The sequence below is a fragment of the Pseudomonas sp. CFBP 8772 genome, assembly GCF_014841665.1.
Classification (GTDB): domain Bacteria; phylum Pseudomonadota; class Gammaproteobacteria; order Pseudomonadales; family Pseudomonadaceae; genus Aquipseudomonas; species Aquipseudomonas graminis_B.
This window is the reverse complement of sequence record NZ_JACYUI010000003.1, coordinates 1-19,089: the sequence shown is the minus strand read 5'-3', so window position 1 is coordinate 19,089 and position 19,089 is coordinate 1. Positions and strand designations below refer to the sequence as shown.

The 19,089-nt window shown below is 61.7% G+C and carries 17 protein-coding genes; 5 read left to right on the top strand and 12 right to left on the bottom strand.

The features are described 5' to 3' along the window. Positions 1-24: 24 nt before the first annotated feature. From IFT99_RS06860 to IFT99_RS06820, 9 genes are all read right to left on the bottom strand, one after another. Entirely contained in the window at positions 25-2,265 is a 2,241-nt protein-coding gene (locus IFT99_RS06860) for an ATP-binding protein (protein WP_192131064.1), read from the bottom strand. 158 nt (positions 2,266-2,423) lie between these two features. After that, positions 2,424-4,364 carry a response regulator gene (locus IFT99_RS06855; RefSeq protein ID WP_192131062.1) on the bottom strand — a complete coding sequence of 647 codons (1,941 nt, stop codon included), beginning with the start codon at positions 4,362-4,364 and terminating at the stop codon, positions 2,424-2,426. Further along, positions 4,354-5,253, bottom strand: coding sequence for a sensor histidine kinase (locus tag IFT99_RS06850; protein WP_192131060.1), 900 nt, complete (start codon positions 5,251-5,253; stop codon positions 4,354-4,356). Before IFT99_RS06850 ends, IFT99_RS06855 begins: the two co-directional genes overlap by 11 nt. Beyond that, a complete protein-coding gene (locus tag IFT99_RS06845) occupies positions 5,246-6,271 on the bottom strand; it encodes an ATP-binding protein (protein ID WP_192131058.1) in 1,026 nt (341 codons plus the stop codon). Before IFT99_RS06845 ends, IFT99_RS06850 begins: the two co-directional genes overlap by 8 nt. Continuing rightward, on the bottom strand, positions 6,262-6,666 hold the full coding sequence (locus tag IFT99_RS06840; protein ID WP_065991451.1) for an anti-sigma regulatory factor: 405 nt from the start codon (positions 6,664-6,666) through the stop codon (positions 6,262-6,264). The genes IFT99_RS06845 and IFT99_RS06840 overlap by 10 nt, the downstream gene beginning before the upstream one ends. Next, positions 6,663-7,025, bottom strand: a complete 363-nt coding sequence (locus IFT99_RS06835; protein WP_037010489.1) for an STAS domain-containing protein — start codon at positions 7,023-7,025, stop codon at positions 6,663-6,665. The genes IFT99_RS06840 and IFT99_RS06835 overlap by 4 nt, the downstream gene beginning before the upstream one ends. A 4-nt stretch (positions 7,026-7,029) precedes the next feature. Then, the gene (locus IFT99_RS06830; protein ID WP_065991450.1) at positions 7,030-7,881 is read right to left on the bottom strand and encodes an STAS domain-containing protein; all 852 of its coding nucleotides are present in this window, start codon (positions 7,879-7,881) and stop codon (positions 7,030-7,032) included. Positions 7,882-8,147: 266 nt separating this feature from the next. Then, the gene (locus IFT99_RS06825; RefSeq protein WP_065991732.1) at positions 8,148-8,627 is read right to left on the bottom strand and encodes a hypothetical protein; all 480 of its coding nucleotides are present in this window, start codon (positions 8,625-8,627) and stop codon (positions 8,148-8,150) included. 156 nt (positions 8,628-8,783) lie between these two features. Beyond that, positions 8,784-9,905, bottom strand: coding sequence for a DUF1615 domain-containing protein (locus IFT99_RS06820; RefSeq protein WP_192131056.1), 1,122 nt, complete (start codon positions 9,903-9,905; stop codon positions 8,784-8,786). Positions 9,906-11,415: 1,510 nt separating this feature from the next. Here IFT99_RS06820 and IFT99_RS06815 point away from each other — a divergent pair. The 5 genes from IFT99_RS06815 (at position 11,416) to IFT99_RS06795 (ending at position 16,002) form a co-directional block, all read left to right on the top strand. Continuing rightward, entirely contained in the window at positions 11,416-11,958 is a 543-nt protein-coding gene (locus IFT99_RS06815; protein ID WP_065991448.1) for a cysteine hydrolase family protein, read from the top strand. 14 nt (positions 11,959-11,972) lie between these two features. Next, positions 11,973-12,926, top strand: a complete 954-nt coding sequence (locus IFT99_RS06810) for a 2-hydroxyacid dehydrogenase (RefSeq protein WP_192131053.1) — start codon at positions 11,973-11,975, stop codon at positions 12,924-12,926. 232 nt (positions 12,927-13,158) lie between these two features. After that, entirely contained in the window at positions 13,159-13,803 is a 645-nt protein-coding gene (locus tag IFT99_RS06805) for an HAD family hydrolase (protein WP_065991446.1), read from the top strand. Between the two features lie 82 nt (positions 13,804-13,885). Further along, entirely contained in the window at positions 13,886-15,106 is a 1,221-nt protein-coding gene (locus IFT99_RS06800) for a putative DNA modification/repair radical SAM protein (protein WP_065991445.1), read from the top strand. Beyond that, on the top strand, positions 15,103-16,002 hold the full coding sequence (locus tag IFT99_RS06795; protein ID WP_192131051.1) for a TIGR03915 family putative DNA repair protein: 900 nt from the start codon (positions 15,103-15,105) through the stop codon (positions 16,000-16,002). Before IFT99_RS06800 ends, IFT99_RS06795 begins: the two co-directional genes overlap by 4 nt. A 34-nt stretch (positions 16,003-16,036) precedes the next feature. On the opposite strand, the gene IFT99_RS06790 is transcribed toward IFT99_RS06795, so the two are convergent. From IFT99_RS06790 to IFT99_RS26085, 3 genes are all read right to left on the bottom strand, one after another. Then, entirely contained in the window at positions 16,037-17,104 is a 1,068-nt protein-coding gene (locus IFT99_RS06790; RefSeq protein ID WP_192131049.1) for an alpha/beta hydrolase family protein, read from the bottom strand. A gap of 413 nt (positions 17,105-17,517) precedes the next feature. After that, complete coding sequence (locus IFT99_RS06785) at positions 17,518-18,123, bottom strand: FMN-dependent NADH-azoreductase (protein ID WP_192131047.1); 606 nt, start codon at positions 18,121-18,123, stop codon at positions 17,518-17,520. Between the two features lie 694 nt (positions 18,124-18,817). Beyond that, positions 18,818-19,089 (bottom strand): hypothetical protein (locus tag IFT99_RS26085; protein ID WP_206758795.1); only part of this gene is annotated, 272 nt, incomplete at its 5' end.

The window sequence follows — 19,089 nt, the reverse complement described above, 5'->3', positions numbered from 1 at the left end:
CCTTCGACACTCAAAGAGTTACGGTCAACCGCGCTTGGGCAGCGCAAAGTAAAAAGTGGCGCCATGGCCCAGCTGGCTATGGGCCCACACGGTGCCGTCATGGCGTTCGATAATCCGGCGGACACTGGCCAGGCCAATGCCGGTGCCTTCGAATTCCTCCATGCGATGCAAGCGCTGGAACACGCCAAACAGCTTGCTGGCGTAGGCCATGTCGAAGCCCACGCCGTTGTCACGGATGTAGACCACGATCCTGTCGTCTTCCTCGTAACTGCCCACCTCGATCACGGCCGGGTCCTGTTTACGGGTGTACTTGATCGCGTTGGACAGCAGGTTGCGCATCGCCAGGTGGAGAAAGGCGGCGTCGGCGATCACCACGGGCAACGACTCTAGGACTTTCCACTCCAGCGCGCGGCCTTCGTAATCGGGCAGCATTTCCCGGCGAATTGACTCGACCATGGCATTGAGGTCGACGTCGGAAAAGCGCATCGCCGACCGGCCCATCTGCGAAAAGCTCAGCAGGTTGTCGACCAGCGTACCGGCGAACCGCGCCGAATCACTGATGTTTTCGAGGAAGCGGACGCCTCGGTCGGACAGCTTGCTGCCTTCAATGTCGCTCAACAACTCAGCGTAGCCGGCAATGTGGCGCAACGGCGCGCGCAAATCGTGGGACACGCTGTAGGAAAATGCTTCGAGCTCTTTATTGGATTTCTTCAACTCATCGGCCAGGGCAGCCATTTCTTCAGCCTTGCGCAGGACGATGCCCAGCACCGCCGCACGCAGCTCGCCCACGGCCTCGCAATCCATGTCGTCCCAGGGCCGGGAAAACCCACGCACCGTCTGCTGCCACAAGGCGAAGCTGTGGCGTGGGCTCAGCGACCCGCTCGGGGTGACACTTTTTTCCAGTTTGCCGGCCCAGTTCACGACACGGGTCTGCTCGGGGCGGAACCAGATAATGAAGTTGGAATGCAGCTCGGAGATCGCCGTCGCCAGCACACCGCTGACCGATTTGGCCAGCACCGGCAGCTCGGGGATGTCGCGACTAACGTTGTCGGAGCGGAAGACCTCGTGGGGATCGCGACCGCTCAACCAGCCGGCGAGCTTGACGATCTGTTCGCGCTCGGGGGTGTCGCCGTAGACATCGACGCTGGCGCCGGAAATCACCGCCGCCCCGCTCGCACCGACAAAACCCAGCAACACGTCGGGCATGGCGCGCAGGCCGCCGGTCACGCTGTCGAGGTCGGCCATCGCCGCGAGCATCTGCACGATCTGCCGACGCAGGCTGAGCATGCGCTGGTTGTCGGCGTGGGCTTCCTTGCTCTCGAGCTGCAGGGACAAGACGCTGCCCAGCAACTCACACGCCGTGCGGGTCTGGAAGCTGACCCGCCGCGGCGTGGCGTGGTGGCAGGAAATCAAGCCCCATAACTGCCCGCGCACCACGATGGAGATCGACATCGAGGCCATCGTCTGCATGTTGCGCATGTACTGCAGATGCACGGGGGATACGCTGCGCAACGTGGCGAAGGTCATGTCCAGCGGCGCGCCCGTCAGCGGGTTGTAAGCGGGTATCAGCGGCGATGCCTGGTAGTCGACGTCTTCGATCACACGGATCCGGTTGGCCAGGTACATCCTTCGAGCCTGGGCCGGTATGTCGGACGCCGGGAAGCTCAGGCCAAGCATGCTCTCATAGCCCTGATCAGCCACTTCGGCGTTGACCAGGCCGTTGCCGTCGGCGTCGAAGTGGTAGGCAAGAATCCGGCCGAAACCGGTGATGCGCTTGACCTCGGCCACCGAACGCTGGCACAGCGCTTCAATGCTTTCGTCAACGCTCATCTGGCTGATGAACCCGCGAATCAGCGGGTACACATTGCCATAGGCGGTGCTCATGTCGCCGGCCGGCTCGAACTCGGCCATCAGCACCTGATCATGACGATGCACCATTATGGTCATCGGCTGACCGGCTCTTGAGCCCTGCAGAAAGCGCACTTCACCCAGGTGAAAGGGGTTTTGCTCTTCATCCGGCAGCGCCCGCAAGCGCTCGAGCAGCAATTCGTGTTCGGCGAACACATTGGAAAGCGCCACGCCAATCAACGACTGTGGATCAAGGCCAAGCCAGTCAGTGACATTGGCGCTGACCTGAATGACCGTCGAGGCCGCTTCATTGATGACCAGCAAAAAACCCTGGGGCTGAATGCTTCCGGGGATCTGGATCGGTTCCTGGGCGCACTGCTCTATCGCGCTCTGGAGGAAATCGTCGGTGAGGGTCAAGGTTTGGCTCCTTCAACCTTCAGCGTTTGGGCAAACGGCGTCGGCAATATGTGCCCCGGGGGGTGGCACGGGTGGGAATGGCGCTCACGGTAACAAAAACCGGCCCGGTCAAATACTCCGAATTGGGTGTTTACGCCAAAAAAACCCACCCATTCCCGTCAGGAATCGAGCATCGCGCGCACTTTCGACAAAAAATCCGCCAAGTGGAAAGGTTTCAGGACCATATCCATCCGTTCGCCCAGGAAATCCTGCCGATTTAGAGCGTTCTCCGCATAGCCGGTCATGAACAGCACCGGCAGGTCCGGACGCCAGACACGCCCCCGCTGCGCGACCTTGCGACCGTTCATCTCAGGCATTCCGACATCGGTCAGCAGCAGGTCGATGGTGGCGTCGTTTTCCAGACACGACAGTGCCGTGGTGACATCCGCCACCGGGGTGCAGCGATACCCGGCATCGGTGAGCACTTCATTGACGAACATGCGCACCGACGCCGTGTCTTCGACGATCAGCACATGCTCCCCTGCCCCCGGCGCCGCCACGGCAGCGGGCTGCTGAGGTTCGACGCTCTGTACGTCTGCCGCCGGCAGCATCAGGGTCACTTCGGTGCCGTGGCCGACGACGCTGCGAATCTGCACGTCGCCCCCCGACTGCCGGGCGAAACCGTAGATCGTCGACAGGCCCAGGCCGGTGCCCTGGCCGATGGGCTTGGTGGTGAAAAAGGGGTCGAACACCTTGTCGATCAGGTGGTGCTCGATGCCGACGCCATCATCGCGCACGGTCAGGGCAATGTAGGCACCATCCGCCATGCGCGAATGGCCCTGGGAATAGGTTTCGAAGGTGCTGATCCAGATATTGCCGCCCGCCGGCATGGCGTCACGGGCATTGATCACCAGATTGAGCAAGGCGCTTTCCAGCTGGCCTGCGTCGACCATGGCCACAGCGCTGCGCGAGGTCAGCTCAAGGGTCAGGGAGATGCCCTTGCCGATGGTGCGGCCGAGCAAGTCCTCAAGGGAGCGCACGTACTGATTGACGTCGGACGCGCGGGTGTCGAGGGGCTGCTGGCGAGCGAAGGCCAGCAGACGGTGGGTCAGCGCCGACGCGCTTTTTGCCGAGGCCAGTGCGGCATCGGCGTAGACCAGAACCTTTTCCGTGCGGCCGTCTTCGGTGCGCTTCTTGACCAGCTCAAGGCCGGTGACGATGCCGGTCAACAGGTTATTGAAGTCGTGGGCGATGCCGCCGGTGAGCTTGCCGATGGCGTCCATTTTCTGCGCCTGCAGCAATTGCTCTTCGGTCCGCGCACGCTCGGCCACTTCGTGGGCGAGCCGACTGTTGACCGAGTCCAGCTGCTGCAAATGCGACTGTTCGCGGCGGCGGTGCTCGGTCACGTCTTCGATGAACACCAGGCTCATGCCGGTGACCCGGTACGGCGAAACCTGCCATTCGGTCTCGCGCAGTTCGCCCTTGACCCGCATGCTCAGGGTGCCCATCCAGCGCTCGCCGGTCGCCAGCGCCTCACGAAGCCCATCCAGCGCAGAGCCCTGATCTTCACTGAAGCTGCGCAGCACCGAATGGTCCCCGGCGTCCTGCCCGAGCAACTGAGCAAAGGCGTGGTTGGCTTCGTGGACTTTCAGGTTGCCGTCCATGACCGCGATCGGCGCCGAGACGTTAGCGAAAATCTCGCGAAAGCGTTCTTCGCTGTCGCGCAGGGCGTGCTCGGTGTCACGCACCCGCAACAGCGTGCGCAGTGTCGCCAGCAGCACGTCGGGGTCCACCGGGTGCACCAGATAGGCGTCGGCGCCCGCTTCCAGTCCGGTGACGATATCGCCGGTCTGGATCGATGCGGCCGACACATGCACCACCGGCAAAAGGGCCGTCCGTGGTGCAGCGCGGAGCTGGCGGACAATGTCGAAGCCGCTCATGTCGGGCAGGTTGACGTCGAGAATCAACGCGTCCGGCAAGCGCTCTTCAAGCAGCGCGAGTCCTTCGGTGCCGGTGCCCGCCTCCGACACCACGAAACCCTGACGCTCCAGGCGGCGACGCAGGGCATAGCGGGTCGCGGTGTTGTCATCGACGATCAGCAGCCGGGTTTCAGGCTTCATCGGCAGGCTCCTGAGTCAGCGCCAGCGGAATCACCACATAGAATGTCGAGCCCACACCGGGCTCGCTGTCCACACCGACGCGGCCACCGAGCAATTCGGCGAAGCGTTTGCACAGGGACAGGCCCAACCCTGTCCCGCGCAGGCGTTTTTGCAGCGGCGAGTCGACCTGAATGAAGTCTTCGAACAGCGCGCCATGGAGTTCCTGGGGGATGCCGATGCCGGTGTCAGTCACGGCAAAGCGAATCGAGTCCTCGGACTCCAGCCGCGCCGACACGCGCACTTCACCGCGCTGGGTAAATTTCAGGGAATTTGAAATGAAGTTGCGCAGGATCTGCGCGAGCTTCTGGTCATCGGTATAGAGCCGTGGCAAGCCCACCGGCTGTTCGAAGATCAGGTCCACGGCGGAGGTGTCGACGATGGGCCGGAACATGCCGCGCAGTGCCGAAAACAGATCGAACATGTCGAACCACGCCGGCGAAATGCTGATCCGCCCCGCTTCGATCTTCGCCAGGTCCAGAAGGTCGTCAACCATGTCGCTCAATTCGCGGGCCGCTGTGCTGATGAACGCCACCTGCTTGTGCTGTTCCGCACCCAGCGGACCGTCCAGCTCGTCGGACAGCAGGCTGGCGATGCTGAGGATCGAGCCCAGGGGCGTGCGGAACTCATGGCTCATGTACGACAGAAAACGGCTCTTCAGGTCCGACGCCTCGCGCAGCTGGTCGGCCTGATCTTCAAGCTCGGCGTACAGCGCAAGCACGCCCTGATTGGTTTCATCGAGTTCGGCACGCAGCGAGTCAGTTTCAGCGCGCAAGCGTTCCAGCTCGCGCCGGGTCTCGATTTCGACCCCGGCTGAGCCCTCAGGGGTCTCGCGGGCATTGTTGTCAGTCATCGAGCGTCTCCAGAGCCATTACCAAGACCGTTACATCGTCCCTGCCCCGGCTGTAATCACGCTGCAATACCGCTGCAATCACCGCCGGGTGTCGGTACATCAGACCTGGATAGTCGCGAAGATTCCAACGCGATTGCAGGCCATCACTGAACATGATCAACAACTGCCCGGTGCACTCGGTGTAATCGATCGGCGCAGTCTTGCGGTACTGCAGGCCGACGATGCCGGGGTGCGAGGGGATGCCGCGGGTTTTGTCCTGGCCGATCAGCGACGCACCGATATTGCCGATACCGATGAAGCGCAGCTGGCCCGTCGCGCCATCGAACTGCGCCAGCGCAGCGGCACCGCCACGGCTGCCGCGCATGTCGAAGTGCAAGTCATCCAGCAGCACCCCGGGGTCGGCAAAGGGGTTGCGAATGAACGCGCGGGCGCCCGCCATGCCGGCGTTTTCGGCTTCCGGGCCGTGTCCCAGGCCATCGATCATCATGATCGAGACCTGCTGGCCCTTGATCGCGACTTCCCAGACATCGCCGCAGGCCGGGTCATCGTGCAGCGAATGTTGCGCGATGCCCATGCGCAGGTCCTTCACCACGCTTTTGCGCGGGAAGAAGCGCGCCAGCAGCACGCTGCCACGGGGGTCGCTGTGCACGTCGAAGACTTGCGCCTGACGCAGCACCGAACCCAGGCCAATGCCCTGGGTGCCACGGGTGGAGAAGCCATCGGCCATGCAGTTCTGCACGTCGAACCCCTTGCCCCGGTCGATTGCGATCACCTCAACGCCTGCCGCTGCCCCCGAAACGTCGCCCGGCAGCGCGCGCACGTGCAGCTCACCGCTCTGCGCATGCTTGAGGATGTTGCTCGCCAGTTCAGTGACGACCAGCGCCACCCGGCCGCAATCGGCCTCGTCGAAGCCTGCCTGTTCGGCCAGCTTCTGGGTCGTGCGTCGGGCGTGACCGACCTGACTGACGTCCTCCACGGACAAGACCTGGGTCAGGTGGCTGTGCAGGTTCAGGTCCATTTACAGATCGTCACGCGGGTGCCGGCGCCGGGCGCGGTGTCCAGCTCGAAATCGTCCACCAGGCGCTTGGCACCGGTCAGGCCAAGCCCCAGGCCGCCGCCCGAGGTCCAGCCGTCGGTCATCGCCAGTTTGAGGTCAGGGATGCCGGGGCCTTCGTCACGAAAGGTAAGACGCAGGCCGACGCGCAGGCCGTCCTCGACAATCTCCCAGTCCATGTCACCGCCGCCGCCATAGACCATGGTGTTGCGCGCCAGCTCGCTGACCGCTGTGACCAGTTTGGTCAGGTCGATCAGGCGCATGCCGCATTCCTGGGCCAGCTTGCGCGCGGTCTGCCGGGCCAGCACGACATCCTGCTCGATGCGAATGGGTTGAGTGCCGCTGCTGCGCACGGTCATTGGGAATAGGCTCGCTCGCGCAGCAGTTTCATGCCGCGCTCGACGTTCAGCGCTGTGCTGACGCCGGGCAGGGTCATGCCCAGTTCGACCAGGGTGATCGCCACCGCAGGCTGCATGCCGACCAGCACGGTCTCGGCGTCCATGATCCGCGACAGGCCGGAGATCATGCCGATCATGCGGCCAATGAACGAATCCACCATGTCCAGCGCGGAGATGTCGATCAGCACGCCGCGGGCCGAGGTGCGGCTGATGCGTTCGGACAGGTCGTCCTGCAGCGTCAGGGCCAGTTGGTCATGCATGTCCACCTGGATGGTGACGAGCAGAAAGTCGCCCATCTGCAAAATCGGGATGCGCTCCATGGGCTCATACCGCCTTGGTGAGGGTGACGCCCAGACGGCGCAGGGCCAGTGCGAGGGCATCGGCCAGATTGGCTTTGGTCACGACGCCTTGCAGGTCCAGACCCAGGTGCACGATGGTCTGGGCAATCTGCGGACGCACGCCGCTGATGATGCAATCGGCGCCCATCAGGCGGATCGCGGTCACGGTTTTGAGCAAATGCTGGGCGACCAGGGTATCGACCGTCGGCACACCGGTGATGTCGATGATGGCGATTTCAGCGCCGGTGTCGACTATGCGCTGCAACAGCGATTCCATGACCACCTGGGTGCGTTGCGAATCCAGCGTGCCGATCATCGGCAGCGCCAGAACGCCGTCCCACAGCTTGACCACCGGCGTGGACAGCTCGAGCAGTTCTTCCTGCTGACGCTTGATCACCGCTTCACGGGACTTCTGATAGGTGCGGATGGTGTGCAGGCCCAGACCATCGAGCAGCTCCGACATCTGCAGCACTTGCTCGGCAATCAGCAACGGCTGATCAGCGAAGGCATTTTGCAGTTGGGTGAAGAGCGGGCCCTTGAGGGCGAAGATGAAACTGGCGGTCTGCTGGGAATCCTGACCGGCCAACGCGCGCTGACTGGACAGTTTTTCCAGAAAGTGGCGAACGTCATCCCACTCGGTGGTGGTGATGTTGGCGGAGCCACCCTTCTCCAGCGTCGACGTCAGCAGGCGCAGGAAGTCGGCAACTTGCTGGCGGATTTCCTCGGGCTTGAGATTGCGCGTCGCACCGCTGGCTTCCAGATCGGCGTGCCATTGAACGGCCAGCTGGGATTCGGAGCGCTTGAGCGCGTCTACGGTGATTTGTTGCAATGCTGCCATGAGGGTGGCTCCAGTGAGTGCAGGTCGAGAATTAGAATTAGTCGACGTGAGCAGGCCTGTGAAATACGCGAAAGGGTCAAAAAAACGGCGCAGAACGTTGCGCGGCAGGTTGTTGCAAGGTGTGGACCAAGAAGCTGTCTGACCCTGGGATTGCAGCCGCCGCAGCGGGCGTGCACCGGGCAGACGAGATACGCCTGCCGCGACTAGGTGTCAAGGTAACATCACCCCGCTTTCTATGTTTCTTTATCGGCGCGGTCCTTGCGGACTTAGAAAACGCTGTCGACGACCTGCACGTAGATCGAAAACGCCCCCAGCAAAAACCAGAACACGGTGAACAGCCACGGCGTGCGCATGGAAAACATCAGCGACTTGCGATAGCCCTTCTCGCTGGACTCGTGTTCGCTGAACAGCGGCGAGTCGTCGTACGCCAGGCCCATGGCCGGCTGGCTGCTGAGCAGCTGAGCCTGCTTGAAATGCCAGTGATCGATGATTTCGTACGCCGCGCGAATGCCCGGCCAGGCGTGCATGGAGCTGATCAGCCCGAGCAACGTCAGAAAAGGCGGCACCACCAGGGTGAACATCTTGCCCCACTCCGGATTGAGGTTGGCCATCGACGAGGCGAAGGCGATCACCAGAAACGATTGCGCGGACAGGTAGGCGTTGGTGCGGTTGGACAGAATGGCCGTCTCGTACTGGATTTCCTTGCGGTAAAAATTCAGCCGGTCTTTGGGTGATCCGAACAGCATGGCGTCGGCGACCTGATCACTCGCTGCCTGCTCCTCGGCAGCCGGGTTGCTGCTGGTAATGATGATCGGTGTTTCGATGTCACGGCTCACGAGGATGCCTCCTGCAAATTGAATATGGGACCGGGTTTGGCCGGGAAGCTTTCAGCAATCGTAGCCTCACTTCAAAGACCCGGACGCCCGCGCCATGCAGCGAACCCGCCGCTCTTCGACCCGCTGCGCAAACCAGGCCGTGGTCAGCTTGCGGGTGATCTTGGGACTTTCCAGCATGATGCCCGGCAAAATAGCCCGTGGCAGCGGTTTGCCGGCGGCCTCGTCGGCCATGGCAAAAATCTTCCCGTACAGCTCTGTCTCTTCGAAGGCCAGTGTTTCGCCCTTCTCCAATTGGTTGCGGATGGTCGTGTTGCGCATGTCCAGCCGCGGGTAAAGGCTGCGCACGGCCAGTTCGGTCTGCCCCAGCGCCGGGCCGAAACCGTAGCTGATCAAGTCGCCATCCAGGGCCAGACGTTTGCCGGACACCCGCGCCAGTGCGCTCTGGAACGCTGCATTGCGGCTGGCGTACCAGCCGGCATTGAAGTCGGCGAAGCGGTACAGCGGTTTATCGTAGCTGACTGGATAACCCAGCAGATGGGCGATGCCGAAGTACATGCCGCCGCGACGGCTGAACACCTCATGGCGAATGGAGCCCTCGACCGGATACGGATAATCCCGGGCCTGCCGCTCGGCAAATTCGATGCTGACCTGCATGGGTCCGGCGGTGTGGACCGGGTTGAAGTTGCCGAACAGTGTGCGGCCCAGGGGGACCATGCCGATGAAGTCATCGAAAATCGCGCTCAGGTCTTTCTCCGTGCGGGCGGCGCTGAGGCGTTCGTTATAGGTCTTGCCGGTTGAGGAGCGGATGTCCAGTGCGCTGCGCACCAGCAGATTGGGGATGTGCGCCTTGCCGGCGCGACGGTCGATTTCGTCCTGGGCGATCTTGCCCATGCCGGGGACGGAAGGGTCGACCTGGAAGTTGGATTCCTGCTCGGTCACGGCCAGCACGGAACAGAGGTTCTCAACGCTGGGGTTGATCTTCTGCACGTCAAACGCCCGTTGAATGTCCTGGGCCCAGCCTTGGCGGTCGGCCACATTGGCGGGCAACAACCGCACGATTTCGCTGCGTACCACCGAGGGTTCTGGTGCGGGTTCCTGGCTGCGTTGCGAGCTGCAACCGACCAGCAGCGTCAGCAGGATCAGGCTGGCTAGGGCATGGAGGTGGCGGCTGATTCCATTCACGGTCATGACTTCTCGGTGGTTACTCAAACGGGGTGGCGCGGTATGGACAGCGGGAAGCGCTGCTGATTCAAACAGGCCGTGTGCCAGCAGGACCGCGCAACCGCTAGGACTGGCTTCAGCCGGGAAGGCGTCAATCATTACACTGCAAAATCGATGTCGTACACACCGGCCTCTTCCCGGCTAAAGCCGGTCCCACTGTCACACCGCGTACCCGGTAGGACTGGCTTCAGCCAGGAAAGCGTCGGACATCACGCCGCAAAATTGATGTCGTACACACAGGCCTGTTCCCGGCTGAAGCCGGTCCTACACTCACACCGCGTACCCGGTGGGACTGGCTTCAGCCGGGAAGGCGTCAATCGATACACTGCAAAACCGATGTCGTGCACACCGGCCTGTTCCCGGCTGAAGCCGGTCCCACTGTCACACCGCGTACCTGGTAGGACTGGCTTCAGCCAGGAAAGCGTCGGACATCACGCCGCAAAATTGATGTCGTCCACACAGGCCTGTTCCCGGCTGAAGCCGGTCCTACTGTCACACCGCGCAACCGGTGGGACTGGCTTTAGCCGGGAAGGCGTCAATCATTACACTGCAAAATCGATGTTGTGCACACCGGCCTGTTCCCGGCTGAAGCCGGCCCTACATTCACATCGCGCACCCGGTAGGACTGGCTTCAGCCGGGAAGGCGTCTGACATCACGCCGCAAAATTGATGTCGTCCACACAGGCCTGTTCCCGGCTGAAGCCGGTCCCACTGTCACACCGCCTACCTGTAGGACTGGCTTTAGCCGGGAAGGCGTCAGACATCACACTGCACAATTGATGTCGTCCACACAGGCCTGTTCCCGGCTGAAGCCGGTCCCACTGTCACACCGCGTACCTGGTAGGACTGGCTTCAGCCAGGAAAGCGTCAGACATCACACTGCACAATTGATGTCGTACACACTGACCTCTTCCCGGCTGAAGCCGGTCCTACTGTCACACCGCGTACCTTGCAGCTGGTAGGACTGGCTTCAGCCAGGAAAGCGTCGGACGTCACGCCGCAAAATTGATGTCGTACACACCGGCCTGTTCCCGGCTGAAGCCGGTCCTACTGTCCCACCGCGCACTTGGTAGGACTGGCTTTAGCCGGGAAGGCGTCGATCATTACACTGCAAAATCGATGTTGTGCACACCGGCCTGTTCCCGGCTGAAGCCGGTCCCACTGTCACACCGCGTACCTAGTAGGACTGGCTTTAGCCGGGAAGGCGTCGGACGTCACGCCGCACAATTGATGTCGTACACACTGACCTCTTCCCGGCTAAAGCCGGTCCCACTGTCACACCGCCTACCTGTAGGACTGGCTTTAGCCGGGAAGGCGTCAATCGATACACTGCAAAATCGAAGTTGTGCACACTGACCTGTTCCCGGCTGAAGCCGGTCCTACTGCCAGTATCGCGTTCAGTCTGTGCAGCGGCAGTGGTTCAGTTCTCGGGTAGGTATTACTCTCAACCACCCACCCCCTCAAGAAGGAAGCCCGAATGTCCAGCACAGCGCTCATCGTAGTTGATATCCAGAACGACTACTTCCCTGGCGGTAAATGGCCGCTGGTTGGCGCCGACGCCGCCGCGGACAACGCCGTCAAGGTGGTTCAGGCGGCCCGCGACGCCGGGGATCTGATCGTCTTCATCCGTCATGAGTCCGGTGCCGACGCGCCCTTCTTCACGCCTGGTTCCGAGGGCGCCAGGCTGCACCCCAAAGTCCTGAACCTTGAGCACGAGCCGGTGGTGCTCAAGCACTTCCCCAATTCGTTCCGCGACACCGGGCTGCAGGCGCTGCTTGAAGAAAAAGGCATCGAGCACCTGGTGATCATCGGCTCCATGAGCCACATGTGCATCGACGCCACCACCCGAGCGGCGGCGGACCTCGGCTACACCGTCAAAGTGATTCATGACGCCTGCGCCAGTCGTGACCTGGAGTTCAATGGCGATGTAGTGCCGGCCGCCCAGGTCCACGCCGCGTTCATGTCCGCCCTGGGCTTTGCCTATGCCGAGGTGCTGAATACCGAAGCTTATCTGGCCTGATGAAGGAGAAAACAATGAGCGACAAGAAAGCCGACATTCTGGTCTGGGGTCCGATGCATGCCTCGCTGATGCACCACCTTGAGCGCGATTACAGCGTGCACAAACTCGCCGACATCCACGACATCGACGCCTGGGCCAGCCAACACGGGGCCAAGGTGCGCGGCGTCGTCACCAGCGGCGTGTTCGGCACCGACAATGCCGTTCTCGATCGGCTGCCGAACCTGGAAGTGGTCAGCAGCTTCGGCGTCGGCTACGACGCGGTGGACACCGAGTATCTGGCGCGCCGTGGCATCAAGCTGAGCAACACGCCCGAGGTCCTCAATAACGCTGTCGCCGAAACCGCCATGGCGCTGATGCTCTGCGTGTCCCGCCGCATCAGCGAAGCCGAGCGCTTCGTGCGGGCCGGCCAGTGGCCCAACGGCAAGTTTCCCCTCGGCAATGACCTGTGCGGCAAGACCTGCGGCATCGTCGGCCTGGGGAAGATCGGCAAGACCATCGCCAAACGCGCCGCCGCGTTCGAAATGAACATCGCCTACTTCCGCCGTGGCCGCGCCTACGACGATGTGCCCTACCGGCACTACGGTGACCTTCGGGACCTGGCCCAGGACTCGGACTACCTGATCGTCATCGTCCCCGGCGGCCCGGACACCCAACACCTGATCGACGCCGACGTGCTTCGAGCCCTCGGTCCCAAATCATTCCTGATCAACGTCGCCCGCGGCAGCGTCGTCGACGAGAAGGCCCTGGTCGCCTCGCTGATGGGCTCGGAAATCGCCGGGGCCGGCCTCGATGTGTTCGAAGACGAGCCCAACGTGCCCGCCGAACTGTGGAAGCTGGACAATGTGGTGCTCACGCCGCACATCGGCTCGGGGACCTACGAAACCCGCCAGGCCATGGCCGACCTGGTGTTCGCCAACGTCAGTGGTCATTTCGACAAGGGCACTCTGGTCACCCCGGTCGAGCTGTAACCGATGCTTCACGCGCAGGCCCGACGATGGAACCGTCGGCCTGCTCCCATGGCGGTTAGCCCTCCTGCACACCTTCCCCGTGGACGGGGTGCGCCGTACCGTAAGTCAGTGACTGAACATCGACGCCAACTTTTCTGGATAATGCCGGTCGAACTGCCCCTACCCGCATTCCAGACACCTGAACACGCATTCCGGTCGAGAAAGCCCGATCGAGAGAGAAGGAGAGCCCTGTTTGAATATTGCCGGCGTCATTTTTGACTGCGACGGAACCCTGGTTGACAGCGAACGGCTGGCCGCCGGCCTGCTGCGCGACATTCTCAACAAGCATCAAGTGTTGCTGAGCGTCGACGAAGTGCTGCAACGCTTTCGTGGCGTGCAGTTTGCGCTGTGCCTAGAAGGCCTGTGCCGCGATTATCCATGGCTGCCAAGCGACGAAATCGAACCCGAATTCCGCGCGCGCACCCTGCCGCTGCTGCAGGAACGCCTCGAAGAAATGCCCGGCGCAGTCGAATTCGTGCGCAACCTCTCGCTGCCCAAATGCGTGGCGTCCAACGGCCCGCGCAGCAAGATCGAAACCTGCCTGAGTACGGTCGGCCTGCTGGACGTGTTCCACGGCCTGATCGTCAGCGCCTATGAAGTGCAATCGTGGAAACCGTCCCCGATCCTGATCGAACACGCCGCCGAACTGCTGGGCCTGCCGCCCAATCAGTGTCTGCTGGTGGAAGACAGCATTCCGGGCGTTGAAGCAGGACTCGGCGCCGGCGCCCAAGTGGCGGGTTATGGCGACACGGATTTCTCGGCGTTCATGGACAACGCCAACTTTCATCGCGTCAAAGATTTCGGCGAATTGAAGGAATTGGTACAGCGCATCAGTTGATCGACCGGCCATCCATCCGATCGGCCCTTGTTCATCCCCGGCTAACTCGATACTGTACATAAAAACAGTATCGAGAAAATCCATGCAGCTGATCGACAAGCTGAGCATCCTCGCCGACGCCGCCAAGTACGACGCCTCCTGCGCCAGCAGCGCCGCACCCAAGCGCAGTTCCGAAGGCAAATCCGGCCTCGGATCGAGCACCGGCATGGGCATCTGCCACAGCTACACCCCCGACGGGCGCTGTGTCTCGCTGCTGAAAATCCTCCTCACCAACTTCTGCCTGTACGACTGCCAGTACTGCGTGAATCGCCGGTCCAGCGACGTGCCGCGCGCACGTTTCAGCCCGGAAGAAGTGGTCACCCTGACCATGGACTTCTACCGCCGCAATTGCGTCAGCGGCCTGTTTCTCAGCTCCGGGATCATCCGCTCGGCCGACTACACCATGGAACAGCTGATCCGCGTCGCCAAGCTGCTGCGTGAAGAGCATGAATTCCGTGGCTATATCCACCTCAAAACCATCCCTGAAGCCGACCCTGCGCTGATCGAAGAAGCCGGTCGCTATGCCGATCGCCTCAGCGTCAATATCGAGCTGCCCACCCAGCTGGGCCTGCAAACCCTGGCACCGGAAAAGGAAATGGGCTCGATCAAGCAGGCCATGCAGACCATTTACACCGGTCAGCAAACCGTGCTCAACGAGCCGCGTGCGCCGAAATTCACGCCCGCCGGGCAAAGCACGCAGATGATTGTGGGCGCTGACGAAACCGATGACAGCACCATCCTGCACACCGCCGAATCCCTGTACGGCGATTTCCGCCTCAAGCGCGTCTACTACTCGGCGTTCAGCCCGATTCCGAACAGCCCGAAGAGCGTGCCCCACGCTGCGCCGCCACTGATGCGCGAGCACCGCTTGTATCAGGCTGATTTCCTGCTGCGCAGCTATGGCTACAGCGCGAACGAACTGCTGCAAGGCCCCGGTCATCTGGCCCTGGACATCGATCCGAAACTCGCCTGGGCGCTGGAGCATCGCGACATCTTCCCGCTGGACCTCAACCGCGCGGAGCCAGCGATGATCGCGCGAATCCCCGGCATCGGCATTCGCACCACCAAACGTCTGGTCGAACTGCGCCGCCAACGTCGCATTCGTTACGAAGACCTGACCCGGCTGCGCTGTGTGCTGGCCAAGGCCAAGCCGTTCATCATTACCAGCGACTACCATCCGCGTCAGGCCGAGAGCTCGAGCATCGATTTACGCGAGCAACTGCGCGACAAACCGCAGCCGCAACAGATGGCGCTGTGGGGATGATCATTCTTGATTGCGCCGACTCATTCGAAAACTGGCGGCAGCAGGCGCGCTGGCTGCTGAGCCACCAGATCAACCCGGACCAGGTGAGCTGGAGCGTGCAGCAGGACGCCGACCTCTTCGCCAGCGACGCCGATTACCCGGACGAGCCCGGCCCGTTTCGCGCGCGCATTCCCCTCGAATTGCTGGAACTGCTGCAGAACGCCGCGCAGTTCTGCGGCGACCAGCGCTGGACGCTGCTCTACGAAGTGCTCTGGCGGGTCAGTCACGGTGATCGCACGGCCATGCTGGCCGGCGACAAACTGGGCAGCGAACTGCACCGGCGCTTGAAACAGGTCAGCCGCGAAGCCCATCACCTGCACGCGTTCCTGCGCTTCGTGGCGCTGCCGGTGATCGACAATGCCGAAGACGTCGCGGCCAAGGCGGCGTTGCTGGAGATGTCTTGCCTGCCGGAATACGTCGCGTGGCACGAGCCCGCCCATGACATTCTGCGCACCGCCAGCGAGCACTTCATCGGGCGCATGGGCCGTCATCGCTGGATGATCGCGACGCCCAAAGACGGCGTGTTCTATGACGGCAAGCAGCTGATTCATCAGCCTGAATGCCCGGAGGCGTGGCAATCCCTGGCACGCAACGCCGATGATCCCCACGGCAATCTGTGGCTGACCTACTACAGCCACATCTTCAATCCGGCGCGGCTCAATCCGAAAGTCATGCAGGGTCATTTGCCGGCGCGGTTCTGGAAGAACTTGCCAGAGGGGCCGTTGATCCCGGCATTGATCAGCGAGGCGCGTACCGGCGGGCAGCGTGATGGTCAGGCGCGGGAGATTGCCGAGCGGCGCGGCAAAGTGATTCGGGGCAAACCGGCGGGGGCCTCACCCGCTTCAGAAGCCCCTTAAGCTGCGCGAGTCGGTCTGAGGTTTCCGCGCAGCGTTATTGATCGAGGCTGCTGACGGGATCAAACTCACGATGGGCGGCGGTCTGCATCCCGGCGGTGCCGAGGGGCGTACCCAACGCAGTGCCGAAAAAGCGCACGGCTTCGGTGCTCAGGTCGCGGTGAATGCTTTCTCGGTTGACGCCGATGGCATCGGTACACAGGCCCGGTTGGGTGGCCCGTTGCTCGTCATCACAGGGCGCCATGAACACAAAGTGCCCTGCGCCGGCAAACAACTTGAAATCCGAGACCTCGGGGAGCTTGCGGGCCAATGCTTCAGCGTTCTTGTCGATGGCGAGCAATTCGTCGCCGTCGCCGCTGTACAGCAACACCGGCACGTGCACCTCAGCCAAGGTCTGCCGACCGAACATCAACCCCAGCGGCGCCATCAGCATCAATGCCCCCACGCGGGGATCGGCTTGGGCGTGCAGGTCGTCACGGTCTGCCACCAGTTCGCCCTGGGTTTTGCAGGCGTCACGGTCCTGGGGGCGCTCGGTGCAGTAATGGCGCAGACGCTGCAGATCAGGCTGGGCGCCGGCGAGGATTAACGCCGTTTCGCCGCCCGCCGAATAACCGATCACCCCCACCCGACGCGCGCTGATGTACGGCGACAGCATCGGGTCGATCAGCGCGGCACTGATGGCTTCGGAGATTTGCAGCGGGCGACCATAAAGATTGCTCAGGCTGCCAAGACGGCTGTGGTCCATGTAGTTGTCGCCCGGATGAAACACCGCCACGACGACAAAGCCCTTGCGCGCCAATGACGTCGCGAGGTCGTGCTGCGCCAGCGGCGTGCCGGTGTTGCCGTGGGACAGCATCAGCAGCGGGAAACGACCCATGGCAATGGTGGCGTCTTCCGACGCTTCAATCGGATACCCCTGAATGCGGGTGACGTGCTCATCGTCGGTGGACGGGTAAAAGGCATAGGCGTGCATGGGCCGGGAATCCAGCGGATCGAGAAACGTCAGCTCGTGAAAGCCCACGCTCCAGCTCTGCAGCTCGCTGGCCTGCACCGAAAACAGGCTGCCCAGCAGGCTGATCATCATCACTGCACAAAGACGCATCATTGCAATGCCCCTCACCTTATCAATCCATCCCTGCCGATTCAGACGCTCAAGGCCTGAGGGCCCGTAAAAACGGCGTCTGTCGCTATCTGACCCGCGGGGTTCGATAACATTCCGAAACGTTTGAGGATCAAGGGTGCACAAGGCGGGCCAAGCTCGATGAATGAAAGAAAGCGGCCGCCGTTTGACGCAGAACAGACCGATTGGGCCGGCATTCTACGGTGCTGCAACGAGATTACGCGCAAAGATCTCATAAAGCCTGTCGCGGGGCTGAATGACAGGACGCAAAAGCCGAGGGGGACAGCCGAGGGGGACTGATTTATTTACAGCGCTTCACCGTAAATCAATCTGTCCCCCTCGGCTGCTGAGGGTTTACCGACCGGGAAGGTCGCGTGTATCCCTGCGGGTTGGTCGGGTCAGGCGAACAGCGTTTCGCTGATGTTCTTTTGCGCGGCGGCCATGGCAGCGGCACGCGGCTCCTCACCATAAGCCAGGCCTTCGGCCACAACGAATTGCAGGTCGGTGACGCCGATGAAACCGAACACCACCTTGAGCAAGTCATTATGGCCTACGCCGCTCGGCAGGCCCTGATGCAGACCGCCAGTGGTCGAAACGACGATCACTTTCTTGCCCTTGCACAGACCTTCCGGGCCCGCCTCGGTGTAACGGAACGTGCGGCCGGCCACACAGATCCGGTCGATCCACGCCTTCAACTGGCTCGGGATGCTGAAGTTGTACATCGGCGCACCGATGACCACCACGTCCGCCGACAGAAACTCCGCCAGCGTCGCTTCGTTGGTCTCCACGTCCAGCGTCTGCGCCGCATCGCGGCCCTCCACCGGCGTCCCGGCAGCAGCCAGCGTCGCGCCGGAGAAATGACTGAGTGGCTCATTCGCCAGATCGCGGTATACCACCTGAGTGTCCGGGGCAGAAGCGGTGAAAGCCTCCACAACACTGCGGCTCAACTGACGCGAAGCGGAGTGATCGCCGAGGATGCTGGAATCGATGTGCAAGAGTTTCATAAAGTGCTCCCAAGGTGAGAATCGCCGCCGGGCGATCAAGTGGCGTCATCCTACCTTGAGAGGTAATAAGTGATTAGAGGGTGCAAATGCATTTGATCGTCTCACATACAGGACAATCAAAAGATGGAGCATCGATGCTGGTTTAAAGAATGCTAAAAAACCTGACATTCATAGTGTTCACACCGGCCCCTTCCCGGCTAAAGCCGGTCCCACAAACACCGCGCGCATTCAGTAGATCCGGCTTTAGCCGGGAATGGACGCAGAGCGTCCCAGGATGCATACCCGCGCAGAGCGTGGGCACGATCAATAACTCACACTGTGGAGCCGACTTGCGGGCGAACGCGTCTATCTAGCCGATGCAATTTTGGATGACCCACCTCGTTCGCCAGCAAGCCGGCTCCTACAGAGGAATGGAGTCAGCCAGCAAAAGCCCGGCAGCCGTCAGTAGGACCGGCTTCAGCCGGGAAGCTGTTGATCTGCTTTTGATCTTGATCTTCATACACAAAAAGGCCAGACGCCGCAGAACGCGACTTGGGTGCAGGCTGAACGCAGGTCTCGCGCAGTGGGCCGAGCGGCACGGATGCCGCGAGAGCCGCCCCCCGCCATGGATGGCGGATGGCGGCGGGCCCACGGAGCGAGACCGGAGTGAAGGAACCCGACGAAGTCGGGCCCAACCAGGAGCAAGCACCTTTGGTTACTTGGGGTGCTTTTCCAAGTAACTCGCCGAAGGCGAAACAGTCTGCCCCCAGGCAGACGCTCTTGATTTTAAAGAACCTTGATCTTGATCTTGATCTTGATCTTGATCTTGATCTTGATCTTGATCTTGATCTTGATCTTGATCTTGATCTTGATCTTGATCTTGAAAAACCCGGGGACAGATTAATTTACGGGGGGGTGTCAGAAATTTTGTGTTCGGGCATAACATGAGTAAGAGGTGCATGTATGCCAACCAAAAAGAAACCTGCG